The sequence below is a fragment of the Bremerella sp. JC817 genome (assembly GCF_040718835.1).
Lineage (GTDB): Bacteria > Planctomycetota > Planctomycetia > Pirellulales > Pirellulaceae > Bremerella.
Window position 1 is genome coordinate 1 of record NZ_JBFEFG010000222.1, and the last position, 11,576, is coordinate 11,576.

General features: G+C 53.3%; 12 protein-coding genes. 2 read left to right on the forward strand and 10 right to left on the reverse strand.

The genetic code is table 11. The features are described from left to right. Window positions 1-1,711: 1,711 nt before the first annotated feature. Together AB1L30_RS01075 and AB1L30_RS01080 are read right to left on the reverse strand one after the other, a co-directional pair. Window positions 1,712-2,452, reverse strand: coding sequence for a polysaccharide pyruvyl transferase family protein (locus AB1L30_RS01075; RefSeq protein WP_367011476.1), 741 nt, complete (start codon window positions 2,450-2,452; stop codon window positions 1,712-1,714). Between the two features lie 21 nt (window positions 2,453-2,473). Next, window positions 2,474-3,220, reverse strand: a complete 747-nt coding sequence (locus tag AB1L30_RS01080; RefSeq protein ID WP_367011477.1) for a nucleotide disphospho-sugar-binding domain-containing protein — start codon at window positions 3,218-3,220, stop codon at window positions 2,474-2,476. Between the two features lie 169 nt (window positions 3,221-3,389). Between AB1L30_RS01080 and AB1L30_RS01085 the strand changes: the two genes are divergently transcribed. Then, complete coding sequence (locus tag AB1L30_RS01085; RefSeq protein WP_367011478.1) at window positions 3,390-3,812, forward strand: hypothetical protein; 423 nt, start codon at window positions 3,390-3,392, stop codon at window positions 3,810-3,812. Window positions 3,813-3,951: 139 nt separating this feature from the next. On the opposite strand, the gene AB1L30_RS01090 is transcribed toward AB1L30_RS01085, so the two are convergent. The 3 genes from AB1L30_RS01090 to AB1L30_RS01100 all read right to left on the reverse strand — a co-directional run bounded on the left by AB1L30_RS01090 (window position 3,952) and on the right by AB1L30_RS01100 (window position 6,012). Next, window positions 3,952-4,530 (reverse strand): hypothetical protein, encoded by a 579-nt coding sequence (locus AB1L30_RS01090; protein ID WP_367011479.1) that lies wholly within the window; start codon window positions 4,528-4,530, stop codon window positions 3,952-3,954. Between the two features lie 230 nt (window positions 4,531-4,760). Then, entirely contained in the window at window positions 4,761-5,195 is a 435-nt protein-coding gene (locus AB1L30_RS01095) for a hypothetical protein (protein ID WP_367011480.1), read from the reverse strand. 196 nt (window positions 5,196-5,391) lie between these two features. Beyond that, window positions 5,392-6,012, reverse strand: a complete 621-nt coding sequence (locus AB1L30_RS01100) for a YdeI/OmpD-associated family protein (RefSeq protein WP_367011481.1) — start codon at window positions 6,010-6,012, stop codon at window positions 5,392-5,394. Window positions 6,013-6,300: 288 nt separating this feature from the next. On the opposite strand from AB1L30_RS01100, the gene AB1L30_RS01105 reads away from it, so the two are divergent. Then, window positions 6,301-6,669, forward strand: a complete 369-nt coding sequence (locus AB1L30_RS01105; protein WP_367011482.1) for a hypothetical protein — start codon at window positions 6,301-6,303, stop codon at window positions 6,667-6,669. 29 nt (window positions 6,670-6,698) lie between these two features. Here AB1L30_RS01105 and AB1L30_RS01110 read toward each other — a convergent pair whose 3' ends face one another. From AB1L30_RS01110 to AB1L30_RS01130, 5 genes are all read right to left on the reverse strand, one after another. Further along, complete coding sequence (locus tag AB1L30_RS01110) at window positions 6,699-7,070, reverse strand: hypothetical protein (RefSeq protein WP_367011483.1); 372 nt, start codon at window positions 7,068-7,070, stop codon at window positions 6,699-6,701. Between the two features lie 589 nt (window positions 7,071-7,659). Beyond that, window positions 7,660-8,754, reverse strand: a complete 1,095-nt coding sequence (locus AB1L30_RS01115) for a hypothetical protein (RefSeq protein ID WP_367011484.1) — start codon at window positions 8,752-8,754, stop codon at window positions 7,660-7,662. 254 nt (window positions 8,755-9,008) lie between these two features. After that, window positions 9,009-9,362, reverse strand: coding sequence for a hypothetical protein (locus AB1L30_RS01120; RefSeq protein WP_367011485.1), 354 nt, complete (start codon window positions 9,360-9,362; stop codon window positions 9,009-9,011). Window positions 9,363-9,839: 477 nt separating this feature from the next. Beyond that, the gene (locus AB1L30_RS01125) at window positions 9,840-10,337 is read right to left on the reverse strand and encodes a hypothetical protein (RefSeq protein WP_367011486.1); all 498 of its coding nucleotides are present in this window, start codon (window positions 10,335-10,337) and stop codon (window positions 9,840-9,842) included. Between the two features lie 314 nt (window positions 10,338-10,651). Then, window positions 10,652-11,386 (reverse strand): hypothetical protein, encoded by a 735-nt coding sequence (locus tag AB1L30_RS01130; RefSeq protein WP_367011487.1) that lies wholly within the window; start codon window positions 11,384-11,386, stop codon window positions 10,652-10,654. Window positions 11,387-11,576 lie beyond the last annotated feature (190 nt).

The window sequence follows — 11,576 nt, forward strand, 5'->3', positions numbered from 1 at the left end:
GGCCTGAAACGAACGGTCGGTTCCACCCTGTCTGCAAGGAAGCCATCCGCCATGCTGACCGAAGCCGCCCTGAAAGTCCTGACCTACGCCCTGCGGCGTTAGCTGGAAGAGGTTGACGTTGTTGGGTGTTCAACAGAGCAATATGGTAAATAAACAGAAACGACACGAGTTCATTGAAGTTTATCGGCAAGGTGTTGAGAATTGGCGTTCCAAGGGGAACCTAATTAGGGAAATGAAGAGCCTCACTTCCCTTCTAATGAACTACCTCGCAATAACAGTAGTAGAATGCAGGAATAGCGCAGAAGCAATTTCGTGGTGCTCAAAGCACGACTTGTCCCATACGCTAGAGCGTTACACCGAGGTGATGCAGTTACTGGCTTGCAAGGCTGATTCCGGAGAAGTCCCGGTTTCAACGATTGCAGGGAACTACCCATTGCTGGTTTTTACGCACGTAGCGTGGGCCATAGATAGCAATGACCTTGGTGAGAATCTTGCGAGCCTCGCGTCGCGCAAGGACGTTTCAGAATTGAGCACTCCATTCTGGCAAGAGTACTCAAAGGGAGTTGATTCCCTAATAAGGGGACACCAATATACTATAGGGGAATTGGAACTAGTGGGCCAAGAATTGTATTGGGTCACGTACCTACATTTGATCGAAAGCGCCTCGAAAAAACAGGACATTTCTAGTTCTGTCGCCGCCGTTGACGACGCATTCTTGCGACGCAATTCAGATAAGACGATTAAAGACGACGCCCACGAAATCGAGGGGTCTGGTGCACATCCAACCACATGGGATTTCCGTCGAGACGGCCTGCTCAAGTATATACAGCTTCATTAGCAGGCTGTTTTACGGCTGACCTGCGCCCTTCACCCGTGTCCATTCGGTAAATTAGTTTTTGTCGAATTATGTTCATTTAATGGGGGGCAGGTTAGTGCCTTGCCTCGGTCCTACATAGCGTGGCAAGGTTATCGTGTCGCAGCCAATTGCCTCAGCGAATATCCCGACTTTCCGACACTGTTATGCCGTTACTCGGTCGCGAGCTCTCAAGAGAAAACTGCTACGATGAATCCAATTCATCTGTTCAGGAATACGTCGTCCGAGGAAAACCCCAGGAAAAATGGCAATTGGCGTCGCTAGGCGTCCGATCTCCGAGCCAGCGGTTTACGACGAACAACGATTCGTTGTCGATCAAATCATATGCGGCATCCCGGTACACGCCCACTAACGGAAAAGGCAGCAGTCGAGCCATGCAATAAGCTTGCACGGCATCTGACAGGTTTCTAGTTCCTCGATAAATTAAGACGCGATAGAGTGTGCTTGGCATTGGCAGTTGGCTGACGAGTTTAATCGTAAAAATGAGCTGATCAAGAGGGCATTCTTGAGTCCTGCTGACGTTTGGCGTCTCCCTACTAGTTGTAGATCCACAGACTAGAGGGACTGTTGAATGAGCTCAGCGCAACGTTTAATCCCGTGGTCGGGATCAAATTCCACATACCGACCGGCGAATGTTTCAGCGCGATCGCCAAACGAACCTGACTTCATCATCGCGGATAACTGTTGAATGACTTGCTGAGTTTGATTGGGCACTGCATCGAGCGAAACGCCAAGCTCATGCGTTCGACGGCTGAAGACGGCCGGTTCGAACGTGAGAGAGATGTGAAACAGCGGTGGCGACCTTAGGTACAAGAATATCTGGCCACAACTCAACAATTAATCGCTATCTGAAATGTTCGCCCAGCCACACCCCAAGTCCCGAAGCCAACACTCCCACATGCCACGATTTTTCGGCGTCTGATTCTCAAGCAAGACGGTAGGCACCTGATTCATCATGGCAGCGATCGCAAAGTGCATCCGGTCGGTGACTACGTGTTCGAATTGCCCTGCGAAACGCACGTAATCGGTTGAGGACTTGGCGAAGTGAATCGGGTCACCGAGGCTCCGGTTTTGATACTTTGGGCTGAGAAATCGTCCTTCGCCGTCTTTTCGCAGGAATAGCCCGCCTGGTTTGGTAGACTTCTGTGGAACGTGCTGATAGCCTAGGGCCAGATCAGGGGCGATACGAGCCTGGGGATAGAATTTCAGGCCGGAACGTTCTCGCAGGTAAACCGTGGCGTTGCCGACCGGTTCGTGGGAGTACGCCGACTGAGGAAGGATAATCGCAGGCAATCCGGTAGCCAGTGCCGTCTGACGCCTGCGCACTTCTCCGTGATAGTTACTGCCTAAGTTACCGCCGCCGAACAGTAGCAGGGTATCGATGTCCACGGTTTCGCCTGGCTCTACCGCTCGCCAATTGATTTGGAAGTAGTCGAGCAGCTGCCGCGTCGCTGCGTAGATCAAGCAGTCCCCTACATTCTGAGCGACGCCATCGACCAGTCCAACCCGCTTACCGGCCAGCGGACCAAAGATCGGCTCAAAGCACATTGCCGGAATCAATCGCCGAGGAGAACTCACGAGTCTATTACCACTAAATCGTTAAAGGGACTGTTCTAGGATACCAGTGCACCGCTCGATTGCTTTATCCGAATCGAAGTCCACATACTGTGCAGCGAATATTTCAGCGCGATCGCGAAACGAACCAGACTTCATTATCGCGGATAACTGCTGAATGATTTGCTGAGTTTGATTGGGCACAGCGTCGAGCGAAACGCCTAGTTCATGCGTTCGACGGCTGAAGACGGCCTGTTCAAATGTGAGAGGGATATGAAACACCGGCCGCCCGGCCAGGAGGAACTCACAGCAGGTTCCGTGATTCCCGTTCATAATCGCGAGGTCGCACGACTTGACCACCGTGGCCAGATCGATATGCCGATCCGCCAGGCGGACATTGGGTGGCAGCGACTTGGCGAGTTCCGCCACATTCAAACCGTCGCCAACAACAAGCATCGGGCATCCCTGGCCCCCCAACCACCGCAGCAGATCCTTGATCGCCCGAAAAGGTTTGAGATAGGCATAAACCTTCAGGCCTTCGCCATCCGGCCAAAGAGTTTCAGCTGAGTCCCCCCCGCGAATCTGCTTTTTCGCTGACCAGGCCCCCAAGTATTCGCCGTATTGTCGATGCGGGTAGTGATCGAGTTCCCGGAACGTGGTTAGCAGGTTGGCCGTGACGTCCGAATAGATCTGACCGAGCCGTTCGATCTTGGGCTGCTGATTACGTTGTAGAACGCCATTGATGCGTCCAACAAATTGCAGTTCGTCCCTCGCTCGCTCATCCTTCGGCATGGGCCGCCAGGGATCCATTTCACGCAGGGGGAATTCATCGATGGGGCAGAAGAAGCCGGTGCCGATGGTGAAGGAGGGAATCGAAAGCCCGCGTGAGGCGAGGATGCCCGTCGGGGCGTGACCATGGCACCTGGGCGGTTCTTTGTGGCCCACGGGAGAATGAGACAGTATGGATATGAAGCAAGAACTTCTGATGTGCGATTTTCATGATGCCAGAATCGAGAAAATCGAAATTCAAAGCACTGGTGACTGTGAGATAAAATTTGAAACGCTTATTTGCTACTGTGCCGTCCCGATGAAATCGCATGTTGCCGATGTCTGGGCAGTTCGTGGTTCACTATCCCTGACGGGATGCAAAGACATTGTGCTTTCCAGTGTGTCTTCTGGCGAGTTTTGGGTGAGCGAAGCAGAATTTGAATATTCAACGAACGACCCCAATGACAAGTACCATACGCCGTTGCTGCGTGGAAAGTCGCTGCTGAACTCTTCGATCATTTTTACCAATGGAGGCACCATCCAAATATCAGGCGGTTCAATATTGCTCTGCTTGGGAGAGTTCTACGAAAAGATTGAGCAGTGCGAATGGCCCTAGTTCGGAAAGACGATTCCCTAGAATTCATGACTGTTCGAGTAAAGACCCATCTACCATTCTTGACGGCAGTGTGGCACGGACAGCAACTAACTCGAGCTTGCCATGGCACCTTGGGCCGGGAGTCCATTGCGATGCGGTCTTATCGCAGATGCGCCATCTGCAGGTATTCGTCCATCGGTTGTGAGCGAGTAAAGAAGTCGGCTGGGATGTTGGCGTCGGATATTACACCAACATTCGCGACGACAGACTCGTACCACCAGGTTCCGGTGTCGACGCACGTAAATCGCGCATTCCAACGTGCACGCATCCATTCATTTATTGGAATGTCGACACGATGGCTTGCTGGCGAAGTGTTGCCGTTGTCATCCCAGACCATCCGTGGCGGAATCCCCTCGCTCTCGCGCCAGGTCCAGTCTAATTGAGCACCTGTATCGGTGACTCGGACGGAAACACAGCGGTACTGAAATCCCTCGGACGCATTAAGTTTACGAACGGCGCCGTTGACTTCATTCGCAAATACGTTGGTGTGGCTCCAGTGACTTTCGTGGACGAAAAAATGACGTCCAATATCGGAGCCGAGTTGTTCAGGCAGCGTCAGGGCCAAGGGGATGCGGTTGCGACATTCGGCAGCGCGTCCGCCCCGTCCAGACTTGTCCCACGTGACGTGGATCAACTGAACGACGATATTCCGAGTGGCAATGGATTGGATGCGTCGCATGGTGTGGATAACCGATTAAGAGTCGAGCCCCTGATGAGCACCGATAGAACGAACGGCCAGCCCCAGACCCAAAACGGCCGGGCCGCACGGACAACAACGAATCCGACGTTGCCATCTTAAGTGTGCCACGGGCCTCTGGCCAGTGTGAATTGCGTGATCGTTTCGCGGTGGAAAACATGACTACCCAGGGCCGGGTAACCATGGCACCCTGGCTTCAATGCCTCCAAGAATCAGTTGCGAGAGTCATAATCGTATTGATGAAGTAAACGAATGATTCTGATTGCTTCAGCCGGAAATTCATCCGTGCCGCCGTAATAATACGATTCACCATGATCAAGTGAGATTGCGGCCGGGTTATGTCCTGTGAATCTCACAAGCAGGGTAGTCGAGGTTCCATCGCGATGCTCCACCGTGAGGTCGGCGACATGGTAATGAATTGTGGGATCAATGGATTGTGAACATGGTTTGATCGGCGTTACGAGCCGGGCGAATGAGGCCAGTTGGTCTTCGGGAACTTCGACCGAGGAGATCGCCAAAATATCAAGCTCCGGTACCGCGTTAACGGTCGCCTTAATTGTGTTGATCGGCGGAAGCCTTGGTATCGCAGGCTGCGAGTGGCAGCCCCCGCACATCACGATGGAGATCAATAGGATCAACAAACGCATCGAACTAGTTCCTGAATTGTTGATTTCCATCAGGGGAAGACGGAATGCCGGTAGGGTGCGTCTCGGCGGCCGGGTGGCTCAGGCAGCCACGAACCCGAGCTTGTCATCGTACGTGTGCCACTTGCCAGTGCGAAGTGCGTGATCGTTTCGCGGTGGAAAGCATGGCCACGCAGGGCCGTGACCATGGCACCGGGGCTCAGCCGAAGGTTTCTCCGCGTTCGAGCATGGCGATGAATTCCACAACTTTACGTGCTTTCGTTTCAGGCTTCTTGGCGTTGTGGATCCGATAATAGAAAGCGTACTTTTTGGACTTGGAAAGCGTCGCGTAGAAGGCAGTTGCCTTTTTAGACTTCTTGAGCGCGGCCAGGAATGCTTCCGACTCTTGGAACGTCGAACTCGAGGCATAGGCGGCGTCCCAACGTCCATCGGACTTTGCCAAATCGACCGCCGCGTGACCGGCAGGCTTCATCCGGCCGTCGCGAGTGAGGCGTTCGATATGCTTCTTGTTGACTTGAGACCACACGCTTCGTTTCCCCCGCGGTGTGAACTTGTGGATCCAAGAGACTTCATCCCCTTTGCGCACCGGGCCATCGATCCAGCCGTAACACAATGCCACGTCGAGTGCCTCGGCATACGTGATGCTATTGTGGCCACTCTCCTTTTTAAAGAACTGAATCCAAACACCACCATGCTCGGCATGATGCTTGTGAAGCCATCGTTCCAGCTTGTTGGTCGTTGCAAACGCAATCACAGGCTTGCCATCGGGCGACGGAATCGCGGCCGCAGGCTTCGCTGGTTTAGAACGCGGTGCTTTCATGTGAATTGAACGAGAACGCTTGTCGGTTGGAGAAGGTTGAACACTACGGCCAGATGCCAGTCTCATCGGCCAATTTCAACCTGCCATCTTAAGTGTGCCACGGGCCTCTGGCCAGTCTCTTGAATGTTACCAATAGCCGGCAGGTTTGTCGTCGTTTTGGACTGGTTAGAAACTAGTTGTGCCCATGGGATAGCGCTGCGAAATGCGTCGCGTTTGGCGGGCGTCTTCGGTAAGATGCGATCGGCAGGCGAGGCTCGGTGCGTTGTGCTTGGGGTTCCCTGCCCTTCGATGCGAACTTCTTTCCGCGAGTGGATGATGGCCGAGACCGACGACATGAATCCGTTTGCTTCGCCGGCCGCAAGTACCGGGACGGCGTCGCGGCGGTCGGACGGGGCCGGCGTGGTGATTCTCTCGGCGAGCTGGCTGATGATGCTGGTGAGCTACGTACCGGCCATCGTCGTTCCGCCAGGTGGCCTGACCAGTCCTTTCGACCTGGCGATCCCCAAGGGGCTGTCCACCCTGATCACCGCGACGCTGATCGGCCTGGCCTTCCGCTATGTTCGCGGCGGTTTGATGGTCATCGCGATCCCCGTCTGCCTGCTGGTTCTCTTCTTCCAGGCGATTGTGGTGTCGGTTGGTTTGGTGGTTTGGCCGTAGCAAACATGCCGCGCGAAGGTGCTTCGTATTCACACGCGCGATCGCTCTTCGCCAGCAGGCGTGGAAACGCAACCAAGGCATTTCCACTCTCCTGAGTTCGCGAGGAAGACATAGCCAGACCAGGCGGCGTCGTGCACAGGTACGACGTGAACCAATTCGACCGTCGCGGAGGCCAGGGCAGCTACCAGTTCCTGCCCGCCAGGGACGACGATCTCTTGTCGCTGGGCGGTGTGCTCGCGTCGTCGATAGATTCGCAGCAGCTCTTCACGCGAACCAGCTGGCCCCAATTCCAATTCACCGTCGCGTCGCATCAAGCACGCAGCGCAGCCCTGGACATGATCCGCCGGCCCAAGCCGAAGCACCAACCGCGCCAGTTCAGAAGCAAAAATGCGATCGTGCATGCGAGTATTCTAACGGAAGTTCGTAGGGTGCGTCTCGACGCACCAACGTCGACGTGAATAGTGCTTAAGTGGTGCCTGACAGGGGCAGCCTTTCCAACGTGTGCCACTGGCCTCTGGCCAGTGTCTTAATGACTGAAGCAGGTTGCAACGTGGCCCCTGCTTCGCACTGGCTAGAAGCCAGTGGCACACGAGGGAGTGTATGACTTGGCCGTGCCAGCCTGCCGCCGGGGTATTGAAAACGGAAGATTGGTTTTCAGCAGGGAAAAACTGCTTCTCACGACTCGTTAAGGGAGTTTGATGTAGGTCTGTATCGGCCTGTTCCGCCCAGATGGTGCCTGTCACTGTAGAGTGTTGATGTAACGAAATATTTCAAGTGCAACAAGACTCCAAAGTAATCCGCCATGTGTAGCTATTGACAACCAAAGTGGTTCTTTCGACATCCCGGCCGCCGGGTGCCATGGCCACGGCCCTGCGTGGCCATGCTTTCCGTTGCGATGGGTTCAACCCCATATAAGCGTTACCCCCATCAGCCTTCCACTCACTTCGCACTGGCCGTCTGACGCATCCGTCTCGAAGGTAACACGCCGTATTATTGCGGATCGGAATATCGGCTGCGCGTCGCGGTGAAGCCTCGGAGTTTTGCGATTTGACTTTCGATATTCCTGGCCCGGGCTTCTTCCGCATGGCTCTTCAAGAATTCAAGATGCTCGGTGAGGAGGGTAAGCTTCGTGTCGTCTGGGCAGCCCGGGATTGCGTTTGCCAAAGCGTACGCTTGATCGTAGGCAACGGAAACATTTTCTGGATCGTTAAGCTTGACCTTTGCAGCCGCGTACTCACGAAAGATCCGCATTGTGAATCGTGCTTCGACACCGACACTGGGAAGTTCGGTGGATAGGGCGGCCCTGGTTGTTTTCAAGGATTCTTTGTATTCTTCCATCCTGTTCAGCAGGAGCGCCTGGATTGAGACAATTTCAGCGTATTGACTACCGAAGTTCGTTTTCCGACGCTGATGAATTTCAATTGCCTGATGACCATATTTTGTGGCTTCTTTCAGGTCTTCTTGCATGGCGTAGATCCTGCACAGACACGAAACGGCGTGGCAGTGCTGATGGCTATCGGTTAAGCCCATTGCCTCGATATCGATCAAACTTGCTTTCAAGCGTGCGATCGCACTAGCCATATCCGCTTCCGGTGTCGCTTCATTGCGGGCGTACGATATATTCAGCAAAATCGAGTAAAAAGACTGCCTCCCGTAAACCGCGTGGGCTGCCTGAGTGGCCAAAGCGTAATGTCGCAACGCCCCAGCCGGATTGCCAAGATTGTTTTGTTCATCCGCTTGATTGGCATGAAACTGGAATCGAGTGGCCAACTCCAAATTTTCTGGCGATGTCGAAAGTGCCTTGTCGAGGTCTCTCAGGGCTGCATCAATTTCCTTGGGCGAGTAGACATAGGGCCCCTCAGGGGTTTCCGCCACCAGCTGCTTCATGCGCTGCAACACGACTTGCTGCCGTTTTAGATCGCCCGCCTCGAAACTCGCCAGGAAGGCTTCCGATAACTGAAACTGTTGGGCATAAGCACGATTCTTTGACGGTGGCTGAGCCGCAAGTCTGCCATTCCAAGGTAAAGCAAGGATAGTGGCAACAATCAATGGGAAGACCAAACAATTCAAAATCCGTTTCACCATTTCACTTTCCCATGAAGGAACAGTCCATTCGGCCGGGTGGCACTGGCAACGACATTTCCAGCTTCCGCATCTTAAGTGTGCCAATGGCCTCTGGCCAGTGTCTTAATGACTGAAACAGGTTGTCGACCTGATCCCTGTTTCGCACTGGCTAGAAGCGAGTGGCACACGGGGGAGTGAATGGCCTGGCAGTGCCAGCATGCCGCGCTGAGGCCAATTGGTCTTCGGGAACTTCGACAGAGGGGATCGCCAAAATATCACCCCCCTGCCTCGCGGTTTTGGTAGTCATATTTGTTGAGCAAGTGAACTATTCTGAGTGCCCCGTTGGAAAAACCATCGCTGCCTCCACAGAAAAATGATGCGCCGTTATCGAGAGAGACAGCTGCAGGATTATCTCCCGTCCATCGTACCATTACATGGGTAGAAGTCCCGTCAACGTGCTCCACAACAATATCCGCAACGTGGTAGCTGGCAATCTGAGAGATTTTAAATGGGTACACCTCGCTGGGCTCTAGAAGAGTCACAAGTAGCGGCAACTGATCCTGAGGCACTTCTACCTTAGCAATAGCTGAAATCCCTAAATCGGGTACAGCATAAACGGTTGCCGACATCCCTTTAACGGGTTTGAACTGGGGTATTGTCGTTCTACCCTGACAGCCACTGCACAATACTGCATAGGCGAATACAGCTATCGCTGGTCGTATGCAACAATAGACATTCACTACTTACTTCCTGTCGGCGAAAGAGGGGCGGCCCAGGTGGTGCAGACATCGACCAATTCCAACTTCCGCATCGTACGTGTGCCACTGGCCTCTGGCCAGTGTCGTAGTGGCTGAAACAGGTTGTCAACCTGGTCCCTGCTTCGCACTGGCTCGAAGCCAGTGGCACACGGGGGAGTAAATGGCCTGGCCGTGCCAGCATGCCGTGGCCGGGGTATGTAAGTCATTGCAACGAATTAACGGGTCAGGACACTCGCGGGTCATGGAAGTCCTTGAGTGTTCTACAGTGCCGTCCTGGTCACTTTTCCCTCCCTCGGAAGGCCAATTCCTGGGGCTATAAAAGTGCAAAAAGTGAACGCAACAGGCTGTTCACTTTGCAGGACTAACATAAGAGGCAAACTTACTCTTGTTGTTAATCAGTTCTTGTTCGAATACCTTCCAATAATCCCAAGAGAAGTAGCGGTCGTTTGCGGCGTCGTGGGCGAGTTCCCCACGACCGGCGTACAAATCTAGACGGAAGGCTTCCGTTCCTGATGAGTAAGCGATGATACCCCATTCTGCCAAGCCAGGGGGCCTCTCTTCACTGGATTCAAATTGCTGTTGCTTGAGAGCACTCAGCATGGCAGCCTTGTCGAAGGCGTTTTCTGGTACTTCAAGGGGTGGGTCTCGAGGGTAGTAAATCACTTTTAGGTCATCAATATCCGCTAGGTCCTTGGATGCCTGCGTTGCTGCAGATGGTTGTCGCGGGTTGAGAGCATTGTTACAGCCCATCGCCATGACCCAAACCAAGACAAACGCACTCAATACACGAGAAAGTGAGGCATGGCTGAAGGTCGCTCCGCTTCTTGTGAATATATCCACCGTCATTGTGCCTCTCTTGGAAAAAAGTATGCGGGATGTGAATGTAATTCATCCCGGAATTTACGTGAGACGTGCGGCCGGGTGGCACTGGCAACGAGATTTCCAGCTTCCGCATCTTAGGTGTGCCAATGGCCTCTGGCCAGTCTCTTTGCTGCTGAAAAAGGTTGCAACCTGGTCCCCACTTCGCACTGGCTAGAGGCCAGTGGCACACGGGGGAGTAAATGGCCCAGCAGTGCCACCCTGCCGCGACCGAACCGTGAATTTACTTTTGACACAGGACAGGACATTTTTCCCGTGGGCTTCAGTTGCAATAACTCCGGCTACCATATACCAGAGACCGAGTCCACAATCTGACCGTTGCATATCTGAAACATTCGATCGCTACTTCTCGAAATGTCTTGCACAACAAACAATCTTTCTGGATATCGCATGGACCAATCACAGGCACTTTGAAGTGTGCTACTTAGAGTGACATATGAACGATTGTACTCCTGTTCGCCTTGAGTAATCCTCCAATCACCCAACGGTTCCGGTGGGCCTACAAAGTAACCCGCCTGCTGCACGTTGTTTGATAAAAATCGCACCAACTGCTCGGCTTCCTCCAATGATGCCGCCAGATAGACTGGAGTATCCCAGCCCCTTCCAGTAGGGAGGAAGACGACATGCTCGGGGTCGATTGTTCTACTTGCAACATACTTGGGACATCGAACTTGAATCGAATTTGGAAGGCTCAGCAACTCCGTGAGAACCGTCCAGTCGCCAGACTGATCTTGACGACTTAGGTACGGGGTAGAGATTAACGCAGATGGCTCTGAGTTATAAGCTGTTTCATCAAATTCTAAGGAAAAAACGCGATCTTCAATGAGGCCGTACCAACGAAATGCCGGAGACGGTAGATCGGCCGACACGGCTAATAAATCGGGTTCCACAGGTATTTCATCGCGTAGTGTTCTAACGTCTGCCCTCAATACAATTTCCTGTATTACCTGACCCTTTGACATGTCATGTGTGATTTCCACTGCTTGGTCAAAAGTAATCCACTTCATCGCAGTCATTTAAGAAGTCCTTACTTTGCATTATCGCCAACAGTCACTATTCAGTAAGACTGAAGTGGACCCCAATTTTCGGACCACGGGTTAAGGTGGATTTCTTTGGCTCGTGGATGAGGGTATCGTGGCGTCATCAGGAGGTTTCAGATGGCGCGGAAGCGGCGGCGGTTTGATGCGGCGTTTAAGGCCAAGGTGG

Coding starts and splice junctions, on each gene's coding strand:
- AB1L30_RS01095 (WP_367011480.1), bottom strand. CDS start 5,195: ATGCGTTTGTTGATCCTATTGATCTCCATCGTGATGTGCGGGGGCTGC.
- AB1L30_RS01115 (WP_367011484.1), bottom strand. CDS start 8,754: ATGGTGAAACGGATTTTGAATTGTTTGGTCTTCCCATTGATTGTTGCC.
- AB1L30_RS01090 (WP_367011479.1), bottom strand. CDS start 4,530: ATGCGACGCATCCAATCCATTGCCACTCGGAATATCGTCGTTCAGTTG.
- AB1L30_RS01120 (WP_367011485.1), bottom strand. CDS start 9,362: ATGTCGGCAACCGTTTATGCTGTACCCGATTTAGGGATTTCAGCTATT.
- AB1L30_RS01100 (WP_367011481.1), bottom strand. CDS start 6,012: ATGAAAGCACCGCGTTCTAAACCAGCGAAGCCTGCGGCCGCGATTCCG.
- AB1L30_RS01110 (WP_367011483.1), bottom strand. CDS start 7,070: ATGCACGATCGCATTTTTGCTTCTGAACTGGCGCGGTTGGTGCTTCGG.
- AB1L30_RS01130 (WP_367011487.1), bottom strand. CDS start 11,386: ATGACTGCGATGAAGTGGATTACTTTTGACCAAGCAGTGGAAATCACA.
- AB1L30_RS01125 (WP_367011486.1), bottom strand. CDS start 10,337: ATGACGGTGGATATATTCACAAGAAGCGGAGCGACCTTCAGCCATGCC.
- AB1L30_RS01080 (WP_367011477.1), bottom strand. CDS start 3,220: ATGCCGAAGGATGAGCGAGCGAGGGACGAACTGCAATTTGTTGGACGC.
- AB1L30_RS01105 (WP_367011482.1), top strand. CDS start 6,301: ATGCGAACTTCTTTCCGCGAGTGGATGATGGCCGAGACCGACGACATG.
- AB1L30_RS01085 (WP_367011478.1), top strand. CDS start 3,390: ATGGATATGAAGCAAGAACTTCTGATGTGCGATTTTCATGATGCCAGA.